We start from the raw sequence: 23,694 nt of genomic DNA, 5'->3' as shown, positions 1-23,694 counted from the left end.
CCGAGAAGTCAGCGGTAGCAGTCCTGTTCCTTCAGCTCCAACCGAACTTCGGTGAGGACGTCGTTGCGAACGATCACCCAGTAGTTGGCCTTCGGGTTGCCGGGAACGTCGGTCACGCGCTCCCCCACGGCGCCGTGCTTGACCTTGTTGCCCGTGTAGACCCGGTTCAGCTCGCCCAGCCTCGAGCCGATCCCGATGCCCTCCGGCGTCTTCGCCCCCGGCGTCGCCTCCAGCCGGACCAGGCCGTGCTTGGCGGAGAACAACAGGGAGTAGTAGCCGTACCGGATGTTCTCGCCCGCGTAGTTGTAGCCGCGGCAGCCGCCTTCTGAGTCCGGCTTGGAGTTGGCCTTGATCAGGCCGGTGGCCACTGCCTCCGCCTCGCTCATGCCGAGTTTCAGCCTGCCGAGGCCGTGCGGGCCGAACGTGGTGTCGTCCGCCACGGGATCCACAGTCTCCGGCGCGCCGGACCGGTCCGGTTGCTCGGTCGCGGGCGGCGCCGACGCCGTCCTGCCGAAACCGCTCAGCGCGATCCCGCCGCTCAGCGCCGCGACCACCGCAACGGCCGCGCCCCCGACGGCGAGGGTCCGCCTGCGGGCGCGCCGTCGGCTCACCCCCCGCAGCACGGTCTGCTCCGCATCGGGGCGGACCGGCAGGCCAAGGCGCTCGTCGTCGAACAGTCGGCGCAGTTCCTGGTCGAGGCTCATCGCTCACCACCCTCCATCCATCCCGCCGTGTGTGCTGTCAGGGAGAACACGCGGTGAGATCCGCGAAGGTTGCCTCCAGATGCCAAAAAGATGCCGGGCGCACTCGTGGAGTGCGCCCGGCAACCGTCGTCCCGCGGTCAGCGCAGGGTGACCTGCCTGCCCCGGAGCCCGTCCCGGGAGCGGCGCTCGGCCTCGGTGAGCGGCTCGCCGTCGATCGTGGCCAGCGCGGCGTCCAGCCGCTTGCCCAGCTCGACCACGGGCTGCTCCCACTCCTTGGCGTGCATCTCCCGGTCGATGTCCCACACCGGGACGAGCAGCCCGTGCGCGCGGAAGCAGCCCGCGTAGCGGGTGTTCTCGCCCAGGTCCAGCTCGCCCTTGGCGGAGAGCCGGGCCATCGCCGCGAGCAGCTTCTCCTCCGGCTCCGGCCGCACCCAGCGGATGTGCGCCTTGTCGCCCGCGTCCACCCAGTAGGCGGCGGTCACGCCGGTGACCCGCTCGGTCGGCATGATCGCCTCGTTGGCCCGCTGGAGGGACAGCGCGACCTCGCCGGTCGGCTCGTCATCGCCCGGGATCCACCAGGCGAAGTCGGAGTGCACGGTGACGTCCAGGCCCGCGTCGGCGGCCAGCACGTCCTGCAGCCGCGCCTCCTCGCGCGCGTCACCGGCCACGGTGAGCACGTCGCCCGGCTCCGCGGTCAGCGCCCAGCGGATGGAGCGGCCCAGGTCGGCGCTGATGTCGCCAGACCGGGTCTGCACCTGCATGCCGACGAACGCCTCGCCGTCGCTGCGGACCAGCGCAGCCGCCGCCATCGGCAGCACGGTGGCCAGCGTGACTGTGCGCTCGCCCTGCTCCTTCAGCGTCAGCGGCGCGGTCGCGGACGGGACGAACTCGCGCAGCGCGATCAGCTCGCACTCGGCGGCGAGGCCGTCGAACGGCCGGGTGACGATGACGTCGGCCGGCCCGTAGGACGAGCCGTGACACGCCTTGTAACGCTTGCCGGAGCCACAGGGGCACGGCTGACGGGCGTTGACCGCGCCCTCGACGGCGTCGCTTCCGCGACCCTTGCGCTTGGCCGCTGCGCGCTTGGCCACCGGTCCTCCTCGACCTCGACTCACTTCGGTTTCGCGACCGTAGTCGACCCGGGCCGGGCCAGGAGCGACCGGGTCGCCGAGGGCGAATCCGTTGCCAGGTACCGCACTCCCAGCTCGGCGCACAGCAGCACGTCCTCGGGCTCGTTCACCGTCCAGCAGTAGGTGGGGCGGCCCCGCGCCGCGGCGCGCTCGACGAAGCCCGGATCGGCGCGCAGTTTCCGGATACCGGGGCCGAGGATGTCCGCCCAGGGCGGCAGCTTCCTCGGCGGGCCCGCGGTCAGCAGCACCGTCGGCACCGCGGGCGCCAGGCGCTTCACCCGGCGCATCGCCGCCGAGGAGAACGACATCACCACCACCTCGGCGGCCTCGAGGCTGACCGGGCTCGCCTTGCCGTAACGGGCCAGCAGCCGGACCAGCTCGCGCTCGACCTGCCCGCCGTAGCGGATGGGGTGCTTCGTCTCGACGAACAGGCGCACCGGCCGGTCGTGGTCGACGACCAGGGCCAGCAGCGCGTCCAGGCTGAGCACGCCGATCTCCGGCTCCGCACCGGACCAGCCTGCGAAGTCCAGCTCCGCCAGGTCGGCGAGGGTGCGCGCGCTGACCGGGCCGGTGCCGTTCGAGGTGCGGTCCAGCAGGCGGTCGTGCACGCAGACCAGGTGCCCGTCCCTGGTCAGCCGGACATCGCACTCCAGCCCGTCGGCACCGTCGGCGATGGCAAGTTCGTAGGCGGCGCGGGTGTGCTCGGCGCGGTGGGCCGACGCTCCTCGGTGGGCCACGACTTCGGGGTACACGTCTTCGATGGTGCCAGTGCTCCGAGCGTCCGCGAGGCGGTCGGCAGCACGGGAAAGTGCGGCCAGGGTGAGGGCGCTCACCCATAGGTACCGCACCGTTGGACTATCGCAACCTTGACGTCTTACCGTCAGTAATCATGAGCCAGGCTTACTCCCGCGACTGGTCGACCGGATCGGATGAACCGCCCTTCGACCCGAGGGACGAGCGGTTCATCCTCAACCCGTATGCGGCGTTCGCGGACCTGCGCGCTCGTGGTGAGCTGCACTGGCACGGCGGTCTCGGCATGACGGTCGCGGTCTCGCACGCGGCCTGCTCCGCGGTGCTGCGGCACCGTTCCCTCGGCCGGATCTGGGCGGACGCGCTGCCCGCCGACCGGTTCACCGCGTTCAACCTGCTGCACCGGAACTCGTTGCTGGAGAACGAGCCGCCGACGCACGGCAGGCTGCGCAAGCTGATCTCCGCCGCGTTCGGCCGCGGGCACGTGGAACGGCTCCGGCCTTGGGTGCGGCGGCTGGCCGACGACCTGGTCGCGGACCTGGTGGGCAGCATCGACTCCGACGGCGCCGGGGACCTGCTCGCGCACGTGGCGGCGCCGCTGCCGATCCAGGTGATCGCCGAACTGCTCGGGGTGCCCGACTCCGACCGCGGGCTGCTCCAGCCCTGGTCGAACGCGATCGTGAAGATGTACGAGTACGGCCTGCCCGACGACCAGCGCGATCTCGCCGAGCGCGCCGCGGCCGAGTTCGTCGCCTACCTGCGCGAGCTGATCGCCCTGCGCCGCCGTCGCCCCGGGGACGACCTGGTCAGCGACCTCGTCGCGGTGACCGACTCCGACGGTGCCCGGCTGACCGAGGACGAGCTCGTCGCCACCGCGGTGCTGCTGCTGATGGCGGGGCACGAGGCGACGGTGAACGTGGTCGGCAACGGGGTGCTCGCGCTCATGCGCCACCGCGACCAGTGGGAGCGACTGGTCGCCGATCCCCGGCTGCTCGACACCGCGGCCGAGGAGCTGATCCGCTTCGACTCGCCGCTGCAGCTGTTCGAGCGGACCGCGACCGAGGAGGTCGAGATCGCCGGGCACGTGCTGCGGCCGGGCGAGAAGATCGCCGCGCTGCTGGGCGCAGCGGCCAGGGACCCGCTGGTCTTCGCCGACCCGGACCGCCTCGACATCGGCCGCTCGCCCAACCCGCACCTGGGCTTCGGCATGGGCATCCACTACTGCCTCGGCGCCCCGCTGGCCCGGATCGAGATCGTCGCCGCGCTGGAGGCGCTGACCACGCGGTTGCCGGACCTGGAGCTGGCGGGTGAACCGCTGCGCCGCGCCGAGTTCGTCATCCGCGGCCTCCGCGCCCTGCCGGTCACCACCGGCTGAGGTTCAGCGGCGGTGGGTCGTCGCGCGGGGGCGGCGTTGCGGGGTGGGCGCGCCCTCGACGCGGACCACGAGCATGCGGTGCGCGGCGGCGTTGTCCAGCGGTGAGAGCAGCGCGGTGATGCTCGCGACCACCTTCACGCTGAGCACGGCGACGGCCACCGCGACGGAGTCGGTGAGGATGCGCAGCACCACACCGTCAGCCTGGGCCTGGACGCCCGAGCGCAGGCCCCACAGCAGCGTGACCGCGGCCAGCAGCAGACCGGCCGCCCAGGTGACCCACCAGATCCTCAGCAGCCTCGACGGGGACGGCCTGCGGTCGGCGGGCTCGCCGAGCGCGGCGTGTTCGAGCTCGGTCAGCGTGGAGCCGGGAACGCTCAGGTTGGGCCCGGGGAGCAGGCCGAGCAGCACCTGCCAGTCCGGCCGCGCCGGGGCCCGGTCGGTCGCCTCCGCCGCCGCCTGCCGCGCGCGCAACAGCCACAGCACGGTGGCGGTACCCGCGACGAGCGCGGTGACCGGGGCGAGCACGCCCGCGGTGATCACCAAGGCGTCGGAGGCCTTGAGCCAGCCGTAGGACAGCACGGCGGAGCGGCTGATCAGCAGCATCACGTAGCGCCACAGCTCGGCGACGGCGGCGAGGCCGCACGCCAGGGCGGTCACCCAGAGCAGCGTGGTCGCGGTTCCGGCGAGCACCCGCATCCGCTCCGCGGGGCTGACCCGCGGCACGGTCCCGGGAACGGTCACCTGCCAGCGCCACGGCAACGCGGGCAGACCCCACCGCGGCGGCGCGGGGTAGGACGGCGGCCCGGTGTAGCGGGGCTGCCTGCGCGGCTCCCGGTACGGGCGCACGGGAACGGGTGGACTGGCCACCCAGTCCACCGCCATCGGACGGCCCGGCCGCATGGTGCTCAGATCACCTCGGGTTCGGCACCGGCGTCGGCCGCGACGAGCGGCTTGCCCGCCGCCTGCCAGCTCTGCATCCCGCCTGCCACGTTGATCGCGTCCCAGCCGTTCTGGTTGAGGAAGGCGACGGCCCGCGCGGAGCGGCCACCCATGCGGCACACGACGTGCAGCTCGCCGTCCTCCGGCAGCTCGGCCAGGCGCTCGGCCAGCTCGCCGAGCGGGATGTGCAGCGCGCCGGGGGCGTGGCCCGCGTTCCACTCGTCCTGTTCGCGGACGTCGAGCAGCTTCACGTCCGCGCCGAGGTCGGTGACGTCAACGGTGGGCACCTGCATGGGGTTCACACCCGAGATGCTGCCATGCCGCCGCGTATCGCCGCAGTGAGCCGGGCTAGCCGAGCGCGGCCAGCTTGGTGAGCAGGTCGACGATCACGTTCTCCGACGGCGCCGTGGTCTGGGCCTTGTACCCCTCCTTCGTGGTGGTGCGGGGCGGCAGCGCCATCTCGTAGCCGGTGATCTGGTACCACCTGCCGGACCGGGTGAACGCGCGGATGCCATCGGGGGTGGCCTGGAGGACGGCGCCGTCGGGCAGGTTCAGCCAGTGCATCTTCTGCGCGCAGCCGCCGGAGTCGACCGACGCGTAGTACTCGGCGGCCTGTTCCAGCGATCCGCCGTACCGCCCCGCCGTCAGCGCGAAGGTGCGCTGGACCTGCCTGTCCTTGCTGTAGATCGCGACCTCGGCGCGCCCCCGGTTGACGTTCACCCAGGTCGCGTCCAACACGTGCACCGAGTCGCCCGGGTAGTGCTTGCCCAGCTCGTTCAGCAGCACCGGGAGGTACTTCTGCTCCGGTAGCACCTCGCGTCCGCTCGCGGGCGGCAGGGTGATCGGGGCGCACACGGGGGCGCCGCGCACCCCGGGCCCGTTCGGGCGGGGTACCGAGGTCACGTACGTCGGCTCGTGCGCCACCCAGCCGGGACGCGGCGCGTCGGGCAGCGGCACCGGCGGTGTGGAGATCGCGGGCCCCGCGGGGGGCAGTCGCTCCCCGTCCGCGCCGAGGCCGAGGTTGTTCAGCGCCGACGCGCCGACGCCGATGCCGACCACCGCGACGATCGCGCTGGCGACGGTGCCGATCCTGGTGATCAGCACGCGTCTGCGTCCCCTGCGGATCACCTCCTCCACCCGCGTGCCCTGGGGTGGGGCGTCCACGTCCACGACGCGCCGCAGCGCCGCACGCAGGTCCTGTTCGTCATCCCACATGTCGATCACCTCCTCAGCAGCCCGCCCGCGTCGCCGGATGCAACGCAGGTGTGTTTCCGCCGCCGGGACCGTACGCCTGGCGAAGGGCTTGCAACCCTCGTGATGTCTGACTCTTGACGGTGCCCGTCGTACAGCCGAGCACGTCCGCAACCTGCTCAACGGACAGATCCTGGATGAATCGGAGCACGATGACCGCCCGTTGGCGTGGCGGCACCTTCTGCAACGCGGCGAGCAGCGCGGGCCGGTCCTCGATCGCGCCGGTGTCCTGGACCACCGGACGGTCCGGTGGTGACTCGGTGGGCTCTTCCCGCGCCCGGCCCCTCCGCTTGGTATCGAGGAAGGTCCTGGTCAGCACGGTTCGCAGGTAGGCGTCGGCTGTCTCGGACCGGACCCGGCGCCAGTGCGCGTAGATCTTGACGAAGGCGTTCTGGGCCAGCTCCTCGGCCTCGCTCCAGTTGCCGCACAGCGCATACGCGATGCGTCTGGCGAAGTCGAACCTCGCCGAGAAGAACTCGGCGAACTCGTCATCGCGCCGCGTCAACCCGCTCCTCCTCCGCCGTCCGTCACGGAGTAATACGCGACGGGCGCCCGGGAGGTTGCTCGACGCGACGCGGCCCCGTCAGCGAGTGCTGACGGGGCCGCTGCCGATCGGCGGGACTCAGTGGTCGACGGCCTTCTCGGCACCCGCGCCGGTCAGCGCGCGCACCTCCATCTCCGCGTACTTGGCCTCGTTCGCCTTCTCCTTGCTCAGCACCGTGCCGAGGTAGCCGAGCAGGAAGGACAGCGGGATCGACACCAGGCCCGGGTTGTCCAGCGGGAACCAGTGGAAGTCCACGCCCTGCAGCATCGACGCGCTCTTGCCGGTCGCCGGGTCGACCGGCTTGCCGGAGACCACCGGCGAGAACACGATCAGCACCACGGTGATCGTCAGGCCGCCGTAGATGCTCCACAGCGCGCCGGTGGTGTTGAACCGCTTCCAGAACAGCGAGTACAGGATCGTCGGCAAGTTCGCCGACGCCGCGACGGCGAAGGCCAGCGCGACCAGGAAGGCGATGTTCTGCCCGTTGGCCAGGATGCCGCCGAGGATGGACAGGACGCCGATGACGACCGCGGTCCTGCGGGCGACCCTGACCTCCGCGTGCTTGTCCTCGACCTCGCCCTTCTTGATCACGTTGGCGTAGATGTCGTGCGCGAAGGAGGCCGCCGCCGTGATCGTCAGGCCCGCGACGACCGCCAGGATCGTGGCGAAGGCGACCGCGGCGATCAGGCCGAGCAGCAGCGTGCCGCCGAGCTCGTAGGCCAGCAGCGGGGCGGCCGAGTTCGCCGCGCCGGGCGCCTTCTTGATCGCGTCCGGGCCGACGATGGCCGCCGCCCCGTAACCGAGGACCAGGGTGAACAGGTAGAAGATGCCGATCAGCCAGATCGCCCAGACCACCGAGCGGCGGGCCTCCTTGGCCGTCGGCACGGTGTAGAAGCGCATCAGGATGTGCGGAAGGCCCGCGGTGCCGAGCACCAGCGCGAGGCCGAGCGAGAGGAAGTCCAGCTGGGTCAGCCCGGTCTTGCCGTACTGCAGACCCGGGTTGAGCAGCTTCTCCCCCACCTTCGGGCTGTTCTCCACCGCGGCGCCCAGCAGCGAGGACAGGTTCACCCCGTACTGCGCGAGCACCCACAGCGTCATCACGGCCGCGCCGGTGATCAGCAGGACCGCCTTGATGATCTGCACCCACGTGGTGCCCTTCATACCGCCGATCAGCACGTAGACGATCATCAGAACGCCCACGATCGCGATCACGCCCGCCTGCGCCCAGCTGTCGGTGACGCCGAGCAGCAGCGCGATCAGGCCGCCCGCGCCCGCCATCTGCGCGAGCAGGTAGAAGAAGGACACCGCGAGGGTGGAGATCGCCGCGGCGGTGCGCACCGGGCGCTGGCGCATCCGGAAGCTGAGCACGTCGGCCATCGTGTACTTGCCCGTGTTCCGCAGCAGCTCCGCGACCAGCAGCAACGCCACCAGCCACGCCACCAGGAAGCCGATGGAGTACATGAAGCCGTCGTAGCCGTTGATCGCGATGGCTCCCGCGATGCCGAGGAACGACGCCGCCGAGAGGTAGTCACCGGCGATGGCGATGCCGTTCTGCGGGCCGGTGAACGCGCGCCCCGCCGCGTAGTAGTCGGCGGCGGACTTGGTGTTCTTGCTCGCCCGGAACACCACGACCAGCGTGATCACCACGAACGCGGCGAAGATGCTGATGTTCAGCAGGGGCGATCCGGCGACCGTCGCCGTCTGGGCCAGGTTCACGCGCCCTCCTTCTCGACCTTGTGCCGGAGGTCCTCGGCCAGCGGGTCGAGGTGCTTGTTCGCGTGCCGCACGTACAGCGTGGTGATGAGGAACGTGGAGACGAACTGGAGCAGGCCGAGCACCAAGCCGATGTTGATGTTGCCGACCACCTTGATGCTCATGAAGCCGTGCGCGTAGTCCGCCAGGATCACGTAGAGCAGGTACCAGCCGAGGAACAGCGCGGTCATCGGGAAGACGAACCGCCGCAGCCGGCGACGCAGGTCGCCGAACTCGGGGCTGGCCTGCATGGTGGCCCAGACCTCCTGGTCAGGCGCACCACCGCTCACAGGCCGCTCGGTGGAACTCACGGAACCTCCCGGATCGGGTGGGATGTTCATGTTCCGGGGGACGGTAGCCGAGAGCTGCGTCACCTTTAAATGGGACGTGCCCAATCGTTGGGATTGATGAACCGATCCATCGCGTTTCGGTGGCACGGCTAGGCCGAACGGCCCAGTATCAGGGCCGTGAGCAGCATGAACGCGCTCTATTTGCGCTGCCGCCGGTTGGCCCAACCGGTCAGGGTGGTCGTGGTCCGCTTGGACACGTCGACCGGGGGCTGGGACTGGTTGCCGAACCGCTGCACGTCACGGTCCTTGGTGAATCCCAGCCGATCGGGTGCGTGCATCCGGAGCATCACCTGGGAGACGTCCCTGGGCACGCTCCTCGGCGTGAGCTTGCTGAAGAACCACATCGACAGGAACGACAGCGGCACGCTGATCATGCCGGGCTGCGCCACCAGCGAGTTGACCCAGCCGCTTGTCGAGGTGGTGAGCAGGACGTAGGCGGTCGAGCCGAGCACCACCCCGCCGCCGGTGAGGATGCCCATGGTGGCGCCGAACGGGGTGAGCCCGCGGTACCAGATGCCCAGGATCAGCAACGGGCAGAACGTGGACGCGGCCAGGCACAGCGCGAGGCCGACCGCCTGCGCCGCACCGAGGTTGGGGAACAGCAGCGCGCACACGATCGGCACCGTCGAGGCGAAGACCGTGGCCAGCCGGAAGTCCCGCACCCGGCCCGGCAGCACGTCGGTGGAGAGCACGCCCGCCACGCTGACCACCAGACCGGAGGAGGTGGACAGGAACGCCGCGAACGCCCCGGCCGCGGTCAGCGCGGCCAGCAGCTGGCCGAACCAGTTGTCCAGCATCGCGCTCGGCAGCAGCAGCACCGCGGTGTTGTCCTGGCCGGTGACCAGCAGCTCCGGCACGTACAACCGGGACAGCCCCGCGAAGATCAGCGAGAACAGGTAGAACCCGCCGACCAGGACCAGCACGTAGAGCGTGGTGGTGCGGGCGGAGGAGCCGTCCGGGTTGGTGTAGAAGCGGACCAGGACGTGCGGCAGCCCCATCGTGCCGAAGAAGGTCGCGAACATCAGCGACCAGATCTCCAGCACCTGGGGCCAGCCGCCGGACATCGGCCGTAGCCAGCTGGCGTTGTCGGCGGCGGCGGTGGTGACCGAGGGGACCGGCGCCCCGGCCGGGAAGACCAGCTTGGTGTCCTTGCCGACCGACTTGACCGTGCCCGCCGCCCAGATCGCGCCGCCGTCGACCGGAGCGCCGTCGATCACGCCCTTCGCCCGCAGTGACACCGTCTGCGGCACCTGGAGCCTGACCGGGGTGGTCACGTCGATCGTGGTCTCGCGGGCGAACGCGGGCGGCAGCGGCTCCGACAGCGACCGGTACTCGGCCTTGTCGTCGTTCAGGAAGACGAAGAACAGCAGGAACGCCGGGAACGCCAGCGCGAACAGCTTCAGGTAGTACTGGAACGCCTGGACCAGGGTGATCGCCCGCATGCCGCCGCCGATCACGTTGATCGTGACGGTGGCCGCGACGGCGAGCCCGCCCAGCCACGGTGGCACCCCGGTGAAGGTGGACAGGGTCAGCCCGGCCCCCTGGAACTGCGGCACCAGGTACCACCAGCCGAGCAGCACGACGACCGCCGTGCACAGCCTGCGCACCCCGACCGAGCCCAGCCGGGCCTCGGCGAAGTCCGGCACGGTGTAGGCGCCGGAACGGCGCAGCGGGGCCGCGACGAACAGCAGCAGCGCCAGGTACCCGCCCGCGTAGCCGAAGGGGTACCACAGCCCGGTGGCCCCCTTGGTGAACACCAGCCCGGCGACGCCGAGGAACGACGCGGCGGAGAGGTACTCGCCCGCGATGGCGGCCGCGTTGGCGTGCGGGCGGATCGTCCTGGACGCGACGAGGAAGTCCGGTGTCGTCTTGGACCGGCGGCCCGCGTAGACGCCGACGCCGATGGTGAGCGCCATCGCGAGGATGACCCCGCCCAGCGCCCAGTTGTTCTGCACCATCGCGTCCGCCCGACCTCAGTCTTCGACCATGCCGGTGTACTGGTTCGCGAACTTCGCCTCGTTGCGCTCGACCACGCGGTTGTAGACCACGCCGACGCAGACCATGAACGGGTAGGCGAGCCCGCCGACCAGCAACCAGGGCAGCCGGATGCCGAAGACCACCGCCTCACCGATCTCCGGGACCAGCACGAACAGCACGGGCAGCCCTGCGTAGAGCGCGAGCACCAGCGTCGCCAGCAGCACCGCGATCTTGAGCTGCCTGCGGACCAGCTCCTTGACGACGCTCTCGGCGATCCCGGTGTCCTGGCCCTCCAGCTGGGCCATCGGCCGCAGGATGCGCCGGGCCCCGCGTCGTTCGGCGAGCACGACCTTGACCCGCCGCTTGCCGCGCAGCGGGTAGGTCGGTTCCTCCTCGGCGGTGTGGCCGGGCCCGCCGTGCCCGTTGCGCGTGTGCTCCTGCCCGCCAGGCCCGATTCCCTCCAGGGGGTCCTGGCCGTGCGGGAAACTCACCGCTGACCCCAGTTGTTCTTGGGTGCGCGGACCAGGCGGTCCTTCAGCTCCCTGGTGTGCCTGCGGCTGACCGGGAGCTCGGGCGCCCCTGCCTCGTTGCCCAGCCGCACCGTGTAGCCGGAGGACACCATCTTCAGCTCGGTGATCAACGGCAGCGCGACCAGGTACGAGCGGTGGATGCGGACGAAGCCCGCGTCGGCCCACTTCTCCTCGAGCTGGGCCAGCGGGATGCGCACCAGGTGGCTGCTGCCGTCGGAGGTGTGCAGCCGCGCGTAGTCGCCCTGCGCCTCCACCCACCGCACCGAGGAGCGCGGGATGAGCTTGGTGGTGCCCGCCAGCTCGACCGGGATGACCTCTTCCTCGACCGGCTCCGAGACGGCGGCGGCCGCGGTCTCCAGCTGGGCGGTCAGCTGCGTGCGCTCGACCAGCCCGAGCACCCGCTCGATCCGGTCCTCGCGCGGCGGCTTCACGATGTAGTCCAGCGCGCCGAGCTCGTAGGCGCCCAGCGCGTACTCCTCGAAACCGGTGATGAACACCAGCGCGGGAGCGGGCTGCACGCCGACCATCAGCCTGGCCAGCTCCATCCCGGACAGGCCGGGCATCTGGATGTCCGCGAAGACCGCGTCCACCGGCGCGATGTTGTTGCGCAACCGGTGGTGCACCTCGGGGTCGGCGCCGCGCAGGATGCTCAGCGCCTCGGTGGCGTCGCCGGCCAACAGCACCCGCCGCACCCGCGGATTGGAATCCAGCAGGTACCCGATTTCGTCCAGGTTGTTGGGCTCATCGTCGATGGCCAAGACGATGAGCCCCGCTGGCTTTCCGTTCGTACTCACAGTGACGCCATATCCTGCCGATCGCCCAGGCCCGCTGTCCACGACCAGTGTCGGGTCAACAGGGTGACAGATCGCAGACGTTAGCCCAACACACGGTCATCCCGCGCCACCGCTACAACCCCAGGCGGGACCACCAGGCGCGGTGCTCGACGGCCTCCACGGCGGCGAGGACCTTGTCGGCGGGCGAGCCGAACAGCGCGCTCGCCCCGATGCCGAGCTTGGCGAGCAGCGGTTTCTTCGGTTCGGTCACCGTGATCTCCGCACGCTTCCAGCGCTTGGTGACCACCTGGCGCAGGGTGCCGACCCCGTCGGTCAGCCCCAGCTCGGCGGCCTTCGTGCCGAGCCAGACCTCACCGTTGAACAGCTCCTCGTCCGTCCCGCGCAACCGGTCCCCGCGCCGCTGCTTCACCCAGTCGGTGAACTGCACGTGCAGCTGGTCGAGCATGCCGCGCATCCACTCGACGTCCTCGGGCTTCTCCGGGCTGAACGGGTCGAGCCTGGACTTGTTGGTGCCCGCGGTGTGCAGCCGCCGCTGCACGCCGAAGCGCTCCAGCACCCGGTCGAGGCCGAAGCCGGAGTTGATCACGCCGATGGAGCCGACCATCGAGGTGCCGTGCGCGTAGATCTCGTCGGCGGCGCAGGCCAGCCAGTAGCCGCCGGAGGCGGCCGCGTCCTCGCAGAAGGCCAGCACCGGCACCTTCTTCTCGTCGGCCAGCTCGCGGATGCGCGTCGCGATCAGCGCGGACTGGGTCGGCGAGCCGCCGGGCGAGTTGATCAGCAGCGCCACCGCGGCGAGCCGGTCGTGCTCGAAGGCCTTGGTCAGCGCGGATTCCAGGGCCTGCAGGTTGAGCGCTCCCCTGGCGACCGGTGACGGGTTGGGGGTGATCACTCCGTGCAGGCGGACAACGGCGACGACGGGCGCGCGCTCGCCCTGGTTGCCGAGGATGGGCAGACGGGCGGCCAGCTTCTCGGTCACGCTCATGCCCACGACCCTACGGAAAGATCATCCGACCGGCGCGGGCGGCGGCGCGTGCACGCCGACGGCGAACTTCGGCACCCGCAGCACGACCTTGGTGCCCGCGTTGAGGTTGGTCTCCACGACCAGGCCGTAGTCGTTGCCGAAGGCCCTGCGCAGCCGGTCGTCGACGTTGCCGAGGCCGACGTGGGCGCCGGTCATGTGAGCGTTGTCGGTGGCCTCGCGCAGCCGCTGCGGGTCCATGCCGACACCGTCGTCCTCGACGCTGATCACGGCTTCGGCGCCGTCGTCGATCGCGGCGACGGTGACCGTGCCGCCACCCGGCTTGCTGGCCAGCCCGTGCCGGACCGCGTTCTCCACCAGCGGTTGCAGCGTCAGGAACGGCACGACGACGGGCAGCACCTCCGGCGCGATCTGCAGCTTCACGTTGAGCCGGTCGTTGCCGTAGCGGGCGCGCTCCAGCGTCAGGTAGCGGTCGATGTTGCGCAGCTCGTCGGCGAGCGTCACGTACGGCCCGGCGTTGCGGAAGGAGTAGCGGGTGAACTCGGCGAACTCCTGCAACAGGTCCCGTGCCTGCGAGGGATCGGTGCGCACCAGCGAGGAGATCGTGGTCAGCGCGTTGTAGATGAAGTGCGGCGAGATCTGCGCCCGCAGCGCGCGCACCTCGGCGATGGCCAGCCGCTCGCGGGACTCCTGCAGCTCGGACAGTTCGAGCTGGGTGACGACGTAGCGCGCGCCCTCCTCCGCGGCCCTGAGCAGTCGTTTGCCACCGATCCCGGCCACCACCACCATCGCGCCGACGATGGAGCCGTCGACCTCCAGCGGGTAGGCGACCGCGTGCCGCATCGGGCACTTGTTGATCTCGCAGTCCATCGTGCCGTGGTTGGCCAGCGCCGGCTTCCGGTCGTTGACCGCGATGGCGACGATGTCGCGCAGGTCCTCGAAGTGGTAGTTCGCCTCGCCCGCCCAGGACAGCGGTTCGCCGTCGGGGTCGACCAGCGCGACCGCGACGCACGCCAGCAGTTCGCGCAGGTGCGGGGTGGCCTGGTCGGCCGAGCGCACCGAGAGCCCTTCGCGGAGCGCCGGCGCGGCCTGGGTGACGCGGTGCAGCGCGGTCAGCGTCGCGTCCTCGACGGAGGTGCTGACGCGGCGGGCGCGGCAGAGCATGACGAAGAGCGCGAGCACTGCTATGCCCGCGATACTCCCCATGATTGCTCTGTCGGTGAGCAGCTCACTCACTCGCTCATGCTCCGCTGTGACGGCCCCGCAAGGCAACTGTCCCGCCGCACTGAAAATGTGCCGAATGGATGAACCCGGCCGGTGCGCGATGTGGTCGGTGCTTCCTGTTGAACATTACGGTACCGCCGGGAGAGGGTGTTCGGTGTGCGAACACTCGATGGAACAGCCGTTCGAGTCGCGCTCTTCGCGACCTGCCTCGCCGACACGCTTTTCCCGGAGACCGCCAAGGCCACCGTTCTCCTGCTGGAGCGGCTGGGCTGCGTCGTCGAGTTCCCGGAGGCCCAGACCTGTTGCGGCCAGATGCACTTCAACACCGGCTACCGCGACCAGGCGCGGCCGCTTGCGGACAACTTCACCCGGATCTTCGCGGGCTACGACGCGATCGTCGTACCCTCCGGTTCATGTACGGGAATGGTTCGCGAGGTCTATCCCGAGCTGACGGGATCGGCGGACTCCCCGGCGATCGCCCGCACCTACGAGCTGTCGGAGTTCCTGGTCGACGTGCTCGGGGTGACCGATGTCGGCGCGTATTTCCCGCACCGCGTGACCTACCACCCGACGTGCCACTCGTTGCGCATGCTCGGGGTCGGTGAGAAACCGTTGCGCCTGCTGCAGAACGTGCGCGGACTGGATCTGGTCGAACTTCCCGACGCCGATTCCTGCTGCGGTTTCGGCGGCACCTTCGCGATGAAGAACGCCGAAACCTCCACGGCGATGCTCGGCGACAAGATGAGCTGCGTGCTGACCACGCGCGCGGAAGTCGTGACGGCGGGCGACAGTTCCTGTCTGATGCACATCGGCGGCGGGTTGTCGCGGCTGCGCACCGGCGTGCGACCGGTGCACCTCGCCGAGATCCTGGCCAGCACGGAGGAGGACCCGTGGCGCGCAACCCGGTGACCTGGCTCGGCACCCCGGCTTTCCCCGTGGCGGCCAAGAAAGCACTCGCGGACACGCAGCTGCGCCGCAACCTCCGCAAGGCCACGACGACGATCCGGGGCAAGCGCGGCCTCGCGGTGGGCGAACTGCCCGACTGGGAGGACCTGCGCCGCGCGGGCGAGGCGGTCAAGAACGAGGTTCTGTCCAATTTGGACAGTTATCTGGAGCGCCTGGAACGCTCGGTGACCGCGCGCGGCGGGGTCGTGCACTGGGCGCGGGACGCCGCCGAGGCCAACGAGATCGTGCTGCGGCTGACGAAGGCCGCGGGCGCCGACGAGGTCGTGAAGATCAAGTCCATGGCCACGGCGGAGATCGGCCTCAACGAGGCGCTGGAGGCCGGCGGGGTCACGGCGATCGAGACCGACCTCGCCGAGCTGATCGTCCAGCTCGGCAGGGACCGGCCGTCGCACATCCTGGTTCCGGCGATCCACCGGAACCGCTCGGAGATCAAGGAGATCTTCCGCAGGGAGATGCCCGACGCCCCGGCGACGCTGTCCGACGAGCCCCGCGAACTGGCCGAGGCCGCCCGCGCGCACCTGCGGCGCAAGTTCCTCACCGCCAAGGTCGCGGTGTCCGGGGCGAACTTCGCGGTCGCCGACACCGGATCGGTCGTCGTGGTGGAGTCCGAGGGCAACGGCCGCATGTGCCTGACGCTGCCGCAGACGCTGATCACCGTGATGGGCATCGAGAAGCTCGTGCCGTCGTGGCGCGATCTGGAGGTCTTCCTCCAGCTGCTCCCCCGCTCCTCGACGGCGGAGCGGATGAACCCGTACACCTCGGTGTGGACCGGGGTCACGCCCGGCGACGGCCCGCAGGAGTTCCACCTGGTGCTGCTGGACAACGGCCGGACGGCCACGCTGGCGGACGAGGTCGGGCGCGCGGCGCTGCGCTGCATCCGGTGCTCCGCGTGCCTCAACGTCTGCCCGGTCTACGAGCGCACGGGCGGTGGCGCCTACGGCTCGGTCTACCCGGGGCCGATCGGCGCGATCCTCACGCCGCAGCTCATGGGCAACCTGCAGGACAAGCAAACCGCCTCGCTGCCGTTCGCGTCGTCCCTGTGCGGAGCGTGCTTCGACGCCTGCCCGGTGCGGATCGACATCCCGAAGATCCTGGTGCACCTCCGCGGGAAAGTGGTGTCCGGGAAGGGAAAACGCGGCCCGGAGGCGGTCGCGATGTCGGCGCTGGCGTGGGTGATGCGCGATCCGAAGCGGTTCGCCGCCGCCCAGCGCGCGGGCTCGCTCGGCCGGTTCGTCGCGAAGGGCGGTCGCATCGGCAGGCTGCCGTGGCCCGGCTCGAAGTGGACGGACTCGCGCGATCTTCCCGTCCCGCCGGCAGAATCCTTTCGCGCGTGGTGGAGGCGAACCCGTGGCTAGTTCAAGTGCCCGCACAGAGGTGTTGCGCCGCATCAGGAACGCCCTGCGCGACAACCCGCAGCCCGCGCCGGTCCCGCGGAACTACGACGTTTCCAGGGATCTCGGCGATCTGGTCGAGGTCTTCGCCGAGCGCGTCGCCGACTACCGCGCGATCGTGCACCGCGTCCGCGCGGAGCGGCTGACGGTGTGGATCGACGGCCTGCTCGAAGCCCGTGGCGCACGGCGGATGATCGCGCCGACCGATCTGCCGGAGGACTGGCTCAGCCCCGACGTGGAGTGGCAGCGGGACTCGCCGCCGCTGTCGATCGAGGCGATGGACTCCAGCGACGGGGTGCTGACCGCCTGCGCGGTGGGCATCGCGGAGACGGGCACGATCGTGCTCGACGCCGGGGTCGGCCAGGGCAGGCGCGCGCTGACCCTGCTGCCGGACTACCACCTGTGCGTGGTGCGGGCGGAGCAGGTGGTGGGCACGGTGCCGGAGGCACTGGCGCGGCTGGACCCGGTGCGCCCGTTGACCTTCATCAGCGGCCCGTCCGCGACCAGCGACATCGAGCTGGACCGGGTCGAGGGCGTGCACGGCCCGCGCACCCTCGAAGTGATCATCGTCAGCGACTGAGCTACTTCAGCAGCCGGTCCATCCGCCGGTCCGACAGCGGCTTGCCGCCGGTCTGGCAGGTCGGGCAGTACTGGAACGCCTTGGTGGCGAAGGAGACCTCGCGGACGGTGTCGGAGCACACCGGGCACGGCATCCCCGCCCGCCCGTGCACCCGCAGCCCCGAGCGCTTCTCGCCCTTGAGCCGCGCCGCCGACTGCCCGACCGACCGCTCGACGGCGTCGGTGAGCACCTGCCGCATCGCCGCGTACAGCTCGTCGATCGCGTCGTCCTTGAGCTTGCCGCTCGTGGCGTAGGGCGAAAGGCGCGCGGTGTGCAGGATCTCGTCGGAGTACGCGTTGCCGACGCCTGCCAGCGTGGACTGCTCGACGAGCAGGGTCTTCAGCCGCTCGGACCGGTTCTTCAGCAGGTCGGCGAACTCGTCCCTGGTGATCGCGAGCGCGTCCGGCCCGAGCCGGGCGATACCGGGCACCTCGGTCGCCGGGTCCTCGACGATGTAGACCGCCAGCCGCTTCTGCGTCCCGGCCTCGGTGAGGTCGAACCCGGGGCCCTCGCCGGGCGGGCCGAGGTGCACGCGCAGCGCGAGTGGTCCCTTGCCGGGGCGGGGCGGCGGCGCGGCCAGGGTGTCCGCCCAGCGCAGCCAGCCCGCCCTGGAGAGGTGGGTGACCAGGTGCAGCCCGTCGCAGTCCAGGTCGAGGAACTTGCCGTGGCGCCCGGCACCCGTGACGGTGCGCTCGTGCAGCGCGGTCCACGACGGGCTGACGGTCTTGAGCACGGTCAACGAAGCGACGTCGACCCTGCTCACGGTGCGTCCGGTGGCGTGCTCGCGCAGGTGGTGCGCGAGTGCCTCGACCTCGGGAAGTTCAGGCACCCGGCCAGTCTGACCCAGCCGGGGCGCCTGCGCGACCACTGCTCACTTCTCCAGTTCACGCGCCTGGTTCAGCCAGTCGACGAACAACTCGGCATCGATGTCCTCAACCGCGCGGAGCTTCACGCTCGCCATGGCGCGGGCACCGGCTTCGAGCCTGCCGGACGGGTCGGTGATCTCCTGCCCCCGCCAGAAGCCGAAGGTCACGTGGCCGCCGTATGCCTTGATGAAGCAGACGGGCGATTTGCCGGGCGCGGACCCGAAGCTCCACACGGGGTGCCCGTGCCAGACCGCACCGGTGCCCGGGCTCGCGGACTCGATCAGCGGCAGGAGCCGATCGGTGATCCGGCGCTGGGACTCCGGGAGCGAGGCGGCGTACTCCGCGATGGTGGCGAACTTGGCCATGACTGTGTCCTCTCTGGTTGGTGTGGTGGGGAATCAGGCGCGGTACTGGGCCGCGACCGCGGAAACCCAGAGCATCGCGGTGATCGCGCCGACGGCGAGAGTCAGCGATCCCGCGGTACCGCCGCTCATCGCCCATCCGTTGCCGAGCAACAGCGCGGTGGCCGCGATCCGGGAGGCGACGGCGTGCCCGCGGCGCCCGGCACGGCTGAAGTGACGGCCGAGGACGTAGCAGGCGGCGATCAGGGCGATGAAGCTGATCGAGCCCGCTGCCATGTGGCCGATGCTGTGCCAGCTCATGGCGGTGGTCGTGCCCGCGGGCGTGCCCACCGGGAAGCCGTCAGCCGGGTCCATCACGAGCAGCCCCGCCGCGACCATGCCGATGCCGTTGACCAGCATCAACCGCGGCGCCCACGTGCCTCCCGGACTGCCGCGCAGCACCCGGCGCAGCCCCACGGCTCCGACTGCGGTGAGCAATCCGGAGATCAGGAAGTTGGCGATCTGGAGCCACCCGAGCGAACCGGTGCTGAGGACGCTCAGCGGGTGGCGGGTGATGTCGAAGCCCTCCCGGGTGACGGCCTGGAGGAGCGAGACGCCCGCCCACAGCGGGGCCGCGGCGGCCGCGCAGGTGAGCAGGAGACGGGTGTCGGTCGAGCTGCGGTGCTGGATCGCGGTCATGGCTGGAGCCCTTCGTTCCGAGGTGTGCTGCTGCCCATGCGTCGATCCGGCTATGTGACAGGGAACGCCCTTTCTGCCTGCGGCGATGTGGAGCATGCTGAGCACGTGCGCTACTTGATGACGACCAGGCCCACCGACGCCCCGCCGCCCGACGACCTGCACGTCGAGATGGCCAAGTTCGTCCAGGAGCTGACGGAGGCGGGAGTCCTGCTGGCCACCGGCGGCCTGGAGCCCGGCGGGGTGCGCGTGACGTCCTCCGGCTCGGAGATCACCGTGACCGACGGCCCGTTCGCCGAGACCAAGGAGTCCGTGGCCGGGTTCGCGCTGGTCGAGGTCGCGTCCAAGGAGGAGGCGATCGAACTGGCCCGCCGCTTCCGCGCCATCGTCGGCGACGGCGAGAGCGTGGTCCAGCAGGTCTTCGGCCCCTGACGGGCGGTGCCCGTGCGAGACGTCCGCAGCGCGGTCAGCGCGGTCTGGAAGCAGGAGTCCGGCCGGATCGTCGCCGGGCTCACGCGGATGGTGCGCGACGTCGGCCTCGCTGAGGAGCTGGCGCAGGACGCCCTCGTCGCCGCGCTGGAGCAGTGGCCTGCCTCGGGGGTCCCGGACAACCCGGGTGCTTGGCTGACCGCGATCGCCAAACGCCGCGCGATCGACCACATCCGGCGGGCGCGGCGCCAGGAGAACCGGGACGAACAGCTCGCGCGGGACCAACGCACGGACGAGCCGGAGCAGGACGACGTCCTGCGGCTGATGTTCCTGTCCTGCCACCCCGTGCTGCCGACCGACGCCCGCGCGGCGCTGACACTGCGGCTGCTCGGCGGCCTGACCACGGCGGAGATCGCGCGCGCGTTCCTGGCCACCGAACCCCGGATCGCCCACCGCATCGCGGAGGCCAAGCGGACGCTCGCCGACTCCGGCGCCCCGTTCGAGCTGCCCAGCGGACCGGAGGCGGCGCAGCGCCTGTCCTCGGTCCTGGAAGTCGTCTACCTGATCTTCAACGAGGGGTACTCGGCGACCTCCGGCGACGACCTGATCCGCCCCGGGCTGTGCCAGGAGGCGTTGCGGCTGGGCCGTCTGCTGGCGGAGCTGGTGCCGCGCGAGGCCGAGGTGCACGGTCTGGTGGCGCTGATGGAGATCCAGGCATCCCGCTCCGCCGCGCGCACCGGGCCCTCGGGTGAACCCGTCCAGCTGCACGAGCAGGACCGCGCGAAGTGGGACCAGCAGCTCATCCGCCGGGGCTTCGCCTCGATGCTGCGCGCACGAGAAGCGGGCGGCCCGCCTGGCCCCTACCTCCTCCAAGCCGCGATCGCCGCGTGTCACGCGCAGGCGCACACCGCCGACGAGACGGACTGGGCGCAGATCGCGGCGTTGTACGCGGCGCTCTCACGGTTGGTGCCGACACCGGTCGTGCACCTCAACCGGGCCGTCGCGGTGGGCAGGGCGGAGGGACCCGCTGCCGGACTGGCCCTGGTCGACGCACTGGTCGCTGATCCGCTGCTGCGCGACTACCACCTCCTGCCCGGGGTCCGCGGTGATCTTCTGCTCCGGCTCGGCCGCGACCACGAAGCCCGGCTGGAGTTCGAGCGGGCCGCCGCACTGGCCCGGAACGACGCCGAACGCGCCTTCCTGCTGCGCCGGGCGGACGCGATCATCCCCGGTGACCAGGCGGTGCGGACCCTCGGTGCGGCCGCCCGCGACTTCCTGAGCCGTGACGACCTCGACGAGGCAACCCTGCGCTCCTACGGGCAGACGCTCCGGCGGCTCCGCCGCTCCCTGGGCGAGGGATTGCCCATGGCCTCGCTGACGCCGGACCGCATCGCGGAAGCCTTTACCGCGGCCTGGGGCGGTGCCGCCGCCAAGACGTGGAACCGGCACAGGTCGACGGTCCGCTCCTTCGGTGCGTGGGCGGGGATGGACGATCTCGCCGCGAGCCTCGTGCGCCGCGCCGAGACCGGGAGCCCGGCACCGGCGATCGACCCGGCACTGGTGCGCGCGCTCTGCGATCGGGAAGACCTCTCCCTGCGCGAACGAACGCTGTGGCTGCTGTTGCACGAGTCGGCAGCGCCCGTGTCGGCGGTGCTCGCACTCGACGTCGAGCACCTGGACCTCGCGAACCGGCGAGCCAGGGTCGGCAGGACCTGGGTGAGGTGGCGTTCGCGGACCGCTGCGGCGCTGCCGCGCCTGGTGGCGGGCCGCAGCCGGGGACCGGTGTTCCTCTCCGACCGCAGGCCGGGACCGGCCCGCACGCCCGCAGAAGCCGACCTGTGCCCGGAAACGGGCCGTCGCCGACTGTCCTACGAGCGGGCGGAGTACCTGTTCAAGCAGGCCACGGGGTTCACCCTGCGCCGGCTCAGGCCGAGCGGTCAGTCGATGGGCTGGAGGGGGCCGTCCACGGCGGGCGTGGAGTAGACCTCGATATCCCTGGCGATCTTGGTGGTCTCCTGGTGGGCGGCCATCATGCCGCGCACCGCGCCGACCCACCGCTCGGGACCGTGTTCTTCCAGGTCACCCGGTGTCTCGGCGACCACGGTCCACTGCCTGCGCAGCGCCCACCGGGCCGGGAAGAAGAGCACGAGCATGGCCAGGGCCAGCAGCAGCCAGAACGGCACGACCACGTCGCTGGGGGTCCACGCCACCAGGACCGCGACCAGGCCGAGCACCAGCACGCCCATGACGATCCCGGAGGTGCGCCCTGCGTTGACGTCGTGCTCGAACTCGTCGACCCCGGCGGGGTTCGACCACTCGATATGGGTGCGCACGGTCCACATCCGACCGTCCGCTCCCCGGACCAACCGCGTCATCAGCGCCTCCTCAGCCGTCGGCACCGGTCACGCTGGTGCCACGATTCACCGAGCGCTCTGTGTCTGTAACGGTACCGCGACGCGGGTAGGCCCCGCGGGTGAAACTGGCGAGCACCGAACCTCCGGGCACACGGCTGCGAGCGGTGAGCATCACGCTCGGATTGTGCCGCGACCAGCCCCCGGTTGGCACGTGTGGGTGAGGCAAAAACCCAAGGACGATCACTGACCAGCAACATCCCCGCCGCGCAACTCGTCCGCGAGCGGCCGGCGAGCCCGTGGGGACCCCCGGTGGAATCTCGCTTCCGGCGTCCGCTAGAGTTGACGACATCAACGCGGGCAGCACGCCGGGTTGAGAAACGCGGATGTAGCGCAGCTGGTAGCGCATCACCTTGCCAAGGTGAGGGTCGCGGGTTCGAATCCCGTCATCCGCTCGTCAGCCAGGGGCCTTCGGCAGTCGCCGAGGGCCCCTGGCTTTTATCATCTCGACGTGGACCTCGAAGCGGCGTTGGACGTTGTCCGGGAGCAGCACCGCGCGGTGCTGACGACGTTGCGGCGGGACGGCACGCCGCAGATGTCCCCGGTGCTCGCCGGGGTCGACGCGGACGGGCGCGTGGTGGTGAGCACCCGCGCGGGCGCGATGAAGACCCGGAACGTGCGCCGGGACCCCCGCGCCTGGCTGTGCGTGCTGCCCGACGGGTTCTTCGGCCGTTGGGTCCAGGTCAGCGGCACCGTGGAGATCGTCGAGCTGCCCGGGGCGATGGACGGGCTCGTCGACTACTACCGGCGCGTGAGCGGCGAGCACTCCGACTGGGACGAGTACCGGGCCTCCATGATCGCCGAGGAGCGCGTGCTGCTGCGGATCACGGTGGAGCAGGCCGGACCCGACGTCTCGGGCTGAGTCAGCGGCCGGTGAAGTCGGCCTTGCGGCGCTCAACGAAGGAGAGCACGCCCTCCTTGGCGTCGTCGGTGCCCATCAGCTTCATCAGTCCCGGCACCAGGTCCGCGATGGCGGCGGCCTCGCCCTCGGTGGCGGCGGTGCGGGCCGAGCTGATGGTGGCCCGCACACCGAGCGGGGCCTGTTCGCAGATGCGCTCGGCCAGGTCGATGGCGCGGTCGAGCTGCTCGCCGGGCGGGACCACCTCCTGGACCAGGCCGAGCCGCAGTGCCTCCGCGGCGTCGAACTCGTCGCCGGTCAGCAGCCAGCGCATCGCGTTGCCCCAGCCCGCCACCTGCGGGAAGCGGATCGTCGCGCCGCCGAACGGGTAGATGCCGCGCTTGATCTCGATCTGGGCGAAGCGCGAGTTGTCCGCGGCGATGCGGATGTCGGAGGCCAGCAGCAGCTCGATGCCCAGCGTCAGCACCCAGCCCTGCACCGCGACCACGATCGGCTTGGTCCGCGGCTGTCCCTGGGTCCCCCACGGGTCGATCGAGCCCTCGGGCAACGGGAAGCCGGTGTCGACGATCTTGGGCGCCACCTCGGCGAGGTCCAGTCCGGCGGTGAAGTGCTCGCCGTGCGCGAAGACCACGCCCGCCCACAGCTCGGGGTCGCGCTCCAGTTCGGTGTAGGCCGTGGCGAGCTCGGCGAGCATCGCCGAGGTGAAGGCGTTGCGCTTGTCCGCGCGGTTGAAGCCGATCAGCAGGACCCGGCCCCTGCGCTCGGTGGTGATCAGTGCCGTCCCGGACATCCTCTACCTCCAAGCTACTGGCGAGTA

26 protein-coding genes and 1 tRNA gene are annotated in these 23,694 nt (G+C 71.0%); 8 read left to right on the top strand and 19 right to left on the bottom strand.

What is annotated here, in order from left to right:
- Nucleotides 1–8: 8 nt before the first annotated feature.
- The 3 genes from BLT28_RS28910 to BLT28_RS28900 all read right to left on the bottom strand — a co-directional run bounded on the left by BLT28_RS28910 (nucleotide 9) and on the right by BLT28_RS28900 (nucleotide 2,586).
- Nucleotides 9–704: a hypothetical protein gene (locus BLT28_RS28910; RefSeq protein ID WP_030427989.1), complete on the bottom strand. Its 696-nt coding sequence runs from the start codon at nucleotides 702–704 to the stop codon at nucleotides 9–11.
- 137 nt (nucleotides 705–841) lie between these two features.
- Complete coding sequence (locus BLT28_RS28905; RefSeq protein WP_030427988.1) at nucleotides 842–1,795, bottom strand: DUF5926 family protein; 954 nt, start codon at nucleotides 1,793–1,795, stop codon at nucleotides 842–844.
- Nucleotides 1,796–1,815: 20 nt separating this feature from the next.
- Nucleotides 1,816–2,586, bottom strand: coding sequence for a glycerophosphodiester phosphodiesterase (locus BLT28_RS28900; protein ID WP_197683907.1), 771 nt, complete (start codon nucleotides 2,584–2,586; stop codon nucleotides 1,816–1,818).
- A 137-nt stretch (nucleotides 2,587–2,723) separates the two neighbouring features.
- On the opposite strand from BLT28_RS28900, the gene BLT28_RS28895 reads away from it, so the two are divergent.
- Nucleotides 2,724–3,959, top strand: coding sequence for a cytochrome P450 (locus BLT28_RS28895; protein ID WP_052406987.1), 1,236 nt, complete (start codon nucleotides 2,724–2,726; stop codon nucleotides 3,957–3,959).
- Nucleotides 3,960–3,962: 3 nt separating this feature from the next.
- Here BLT28_RS28895 and BLT28_RS28890 read toward each other — a convergent pair whose 3' ends face one another.
- The 11 genes from BLT28_RS28890 to BLT28_RS28840 all read right to left on the bottom strand — a co-directional run bounded on the left by BLT28_RS28890 (nucleotide 3,963) and on the right by BLT28_RS28840 (nucleotide 14,311).
- Nucleotides 3,963–4,859 carry a DUF4328 domain-containing protein gene (locus BLT28_RS28890; RefSeq protein WP_030427985.1) on the bottom strand — a complete coding sequence of 299 codons (897 nt, stop codon included), beginning with the start codon at nucleotides 4,857–4,859 and terminating at the stop codon, nucleotides 3,963–3,965.
- A gap of 5 nt (nucleotides 4,860–4,864) precedes the next feature.
- Nucleotides 4,865–5,191: a rhodanese-like domain-containing protein gene (locus tag BLT28_RS28885; RefSeq protein ID WP_030427984.1), complete on the bottom strand. Its 327-nt coding sequence runs from the start codon at nucleotides 5,189–5,191 to the stop codon at nucleotides 4,865–4,867.
- Between the two features lie 55 nt (nucleotides 5,192–5,246).
- Nucleotides 5,247–6,113: a hypothetical protein gene (locus tag BLT28_RS28880; protein ID WP_156050618.1), complete on the bottom strand. Its 867-nt coding sequence runs from the start codon at nucleotides 6,111–6,113 to the stop codon at nucleotides 5,247–5,249.
- 13 nt (nucleotides 6,114–6,126) lie between these two features.
- Nucleotides 6,127–6,654, bottom strand: coding sequence for a SigE family RNA polymerase sigma factor (locus BLT28_RS28875; protein ID WP_030427982.1), 528 nt, complete (start codon nucleotides 6,652–6,654; stop codon nucleotides 6,127–6,129).
- A gap of 117 nt (nucleotides 6,655–6,771) precedes the next feature.
- Entirely contained in the window at nucleotides 6,772–8,409 is a 1,638-nt protein-coding gene (locus BLT28_RS28870; protein ID WP_030427981.1) for a solute symporter family protein, read from the bottom strand.
- Nucleotides 8,406–8,756 carry a DUF485 domain-containing protein gene (locus BLT28_RS28865; protein WP_030427980.1) on the bottom strand — a complete coding sequence of 117 codons (351 nt, stop codon included), beginning with the start codon at nucleotides 8,754–8,756 and terminating at the stop codon, nucleotides 8,406–8,408. Before BLT28_RS28865 ends, BLT28_RS28870 begins: the two co-directional genes overlap by 4 nt.
- A 176-nt stretch (nucleotides 8,757–8,932) precedes the next feature.
- Nucleotides 8,933–10,753, bottom strand: a complete 1,821-nt coding sequence (locus BLT28_RS28860) for a sodium/solute symporter (RefSeq protein ID WP_052406986.1) — start codon at nucleotides 10,751–10,753, stop codon at nucleotides 8,933–8,935.
- 15 nt (nucleotides 10,754–10,768) lie between these two features.
- Nucleotides 10,769–11,263 carry a hypothetical protein gene (locus tag BLT28_RS28855; RefSeq protein WP_052406985.1) on the bottom strand — a complete coding sequence of 165 codons (495 nt, stop codon included), beginning with the start codon at nucleotides 11,261–11,263 and terminating at the stop codon, nucleotides 10,769–10,771.
- On the bottom strand, nucleotides 11,260–12,096 hold the full coding sequence (locus tag BLT28_RS28850) for a LytR/AlgR family response regulator transcription factor (protein ID WP_231950473.1): 837 nt from the start codon (nucleotides 12,094–12,096) through the stop codon (nucleotides 11,260–11,262). The genes BLT28_RS28855 and BLT28_RS28850 overlap by 4 nt, the downstream gene beginning before the upstream one ends.
- A 112-nt stretch (nucleotides 12,097–12,208) precedes the next feature.
- Nucleotides 12,209–13,078 carry a S49 family peptidase gene (locus BLT28_RS28845; protein ID WP_030427976.1) on the bottom strand — a complete coding sequence of 290 codons (870 nt, stop codon included), beginning with the start codon at nucleotides 13,076–13,078 and terminating at the stop codon, nucleotides 12,209–12,211.
- A 21-nt stretch (nucleotides 13,079–13,099) separates the two neighbouring features.
- Nucleotides 13,100–14,311 (bottom strand): sensor histidine kinase, encoded by a 1,212-nt coding sequence (locus BLT28_RS28840; protein ID WP_030427975.1) that lies wholly within the window; start codon nucleotides 14,309–14,311, stop codon nucleotides 13,100–13,102.
- Nucleotides 14,312–14,455: 144 nt separating this feature from the next.
- Here BLT28_RS28840 and BLT28_RS28835 point away from each other — a divergent pair, with 144 nt between their 5' ends.
- From BLT28_RS28835 to BLT28_RS28825, 3 genes are read left to right on the top strand one after another with little or no spacing between them, the layout of a single operon-like run.
- Entirely contained in the window at nucleotides 14,456–15,208 is a 753-nt protein-coding gene (locus BLT28_RS28835) for a (Fe-S)-binding protein (RefSeq protein ID WP_030427974.1), read from the top strand.
- Nucleotides 15,190–16,620 (top strand): LutB/LldF family L-lactate oxidation iron-sulfur protein, encoded by a 1,431-nt coding sequence (locus BLT28_RS28830; RefSeq protein WP_030427973.1) that lies wholly within the window; start codon nucleotides 15,190–15,192, stop codon nucleotides 16,618–16,620. The genes BLT28_RS28835 and BLT28_RS28830 overlap by 19 nt, the downstream gene beginning before the upstream one ends.
- On the top strand, nucleotides 16,613–17,236 hold the full coding sequence (locus tag BLT28_RS28825; RefSeq protein ID WP_030427972.1) for a LutC/YkgG family protein: 624 nt from the start codon (nucleotides 16,613–16,615) through the stop codon (nucleotides 17,234–17,236). The genes BLT28_RS28830 and BLT28_RS28825 overlap by 8 nt, the downstream gene beginning before the upstream one ends.
- Before the next feature lies 1 nt (nucleotide 17,237).
- Here the strand turns inward: BLT28_RS28825 and BLT28_RS28820 are convergent, their stop codons facing one another.
- Genes BLT28_RS28820 through BLT28_RS28810 form a run of 3 tightly spaced genes read right to left on the bottom strand, consistent with a single transcriptional unit; the run spans nucleotide 17,238 to nucleotide 19,181 of the window.
- Nucleotides 17,238–18,104: an Fpg/Nei family DNA glycosylase gene (locus BLT28_RS28820; protein WP_030427971.1), complete on the bottom strand. Its 867-nt coding sequence runs from the start codon at nucleotides 18,102–18,104 to the stop codon at nucleotides 17,238–17,240.
- Nucleotides 18,105–18,146: 42 nt separating this feature from the next.
- Entirely contained in the window at nucleotides 18,147–18,506 is a 360-nt protein-coding gene (locus BLT28_RS28815) for a DUF1801 domain-containing protein (protein ID WP_030427970.1), read from the bottom strand.
- 33 nt (nucleotides 18,507–18,539) lie between these two features.
- Nucleotides 18,540–19,181 carry a DUF998 domain-containing protein gene (locus tag BLT28_RS28810; protein WP_030427969.1) on the bottom strand — a complete coding sequence of 214 codons (642 nt, stop codon included), beginning with the start codon at nucleotides 19,179–19,181 and terminating at the stop codon, nucleotides 18,540–18,542.
- Between the two features lie 105 nt (nucleotides 19,182–19,286).
- Here BLT28_RS28810 and BLT28_RS28805 point away from each other — a divergent pair, with 105 nt between their 5' ends.
- Both BLT28_RS28805 and BLT28_RS28800 read left to right on the top strand, forming a co-directional pair.
- Nucleotides 19,287–19,610, top strand: a complete 324-nt coding sequence (locus BLT28_RS28805) for a YciI family protein (protein ID WP_030427968.1) — start codon at nucleotides 19,287–19,289, stop codon at nucleotides 19,608–19,610.
- 12 nt (nucleotides 19,611–19,622) lie between these two features.
- The gene (locus tag BLT28_RS28800) at nucleotides 19,623–21,590 is read left to right on the top strand and encodes a sigma-70 family RNA polymerase sigma factor (RefSeq protein ID WP_030427967.1); all 1,968 of its coding nucleotides are present in this window, start codon (nucleotides 19,623–19,625) and stop codon (nucleotides 21,588–21,590) included.
- On the opposite strand, the gene BLT28_RS28795 is transcribed toward BLT28_RS28800, so the two are convergent.
- Nucleotides 21,545–21,982, bottom strand: coding sequence for a hypothetical protein (locus BLT28_RS28795; protein ID WP_030427966.1), 438 nt, complete (start codon nucleotides 21,980–21,982; stop codon nucleotides 21,545–21,547). The genes BLT28_RS28800 and BLT28_RS28795 overlap by 46 nt on opposite strands.
- Before the next feature lie 358 nt (nucleotides 21,983–22,340).
- On the opposite strand from BLT28_RS28795, the gene BLT28_RS28790 reads away from it, so the two are divergent.
- Both BLT28_RS28790 and BLT28_RS28785 read left to right on the top strand, forming a co-directional pair.
- Nucleotides 22,341–22,413: transfer RNA gene (locus BLT28_RS28790), tRNA-Gly, on the top strand.
- A gap of 56 nt (nucleotides 22,414–22,469) precedes the next feature.
- Entirely contained in the window at nucleotides 22,470–22,880 is a 411-nt protein-coding gene (locus BLT28_RS28785; RefSeq protein ID WP_030427965.1) for a PPOX class F420-dependent oxidoreductase, read from the top strand.
- Between the two features lies 1 nt (nucleotide 22,881).
- Here the strand turns inward: BLT28_RS28785 and BLT28_RS28780 are convergent, their stop codons facing one another.
- A complete protein-coding gene (locus BLT28_RS28780) occupies nucleotides 22,882–23,667 on the bottom strand; it encodes a crotonase/enoyl-CoA hydratase family protein (protein WP_030427964.1) in 786 nt (261 codons plus the stop codon).
- Between the last annotated feature and the right edge of the window lie 27 nt (nucleotides 23,668–23,694).

The sequence above is a fragment of the Allokutzneria albata genome (assembly GCF_900103775.1).
GTDB classification, from domain to species: domain Bacteria; phylum Actinomycetota; class Actinomycetes; order Mycobacteriales; family Pseudonocardiaceae; genus Allokutzneria; species Allokutzneria albata.
Note: the sequence above shows the minus strand (reverse complement) of the source record. Positions and strands in the feature narration are given on the sequence as shown.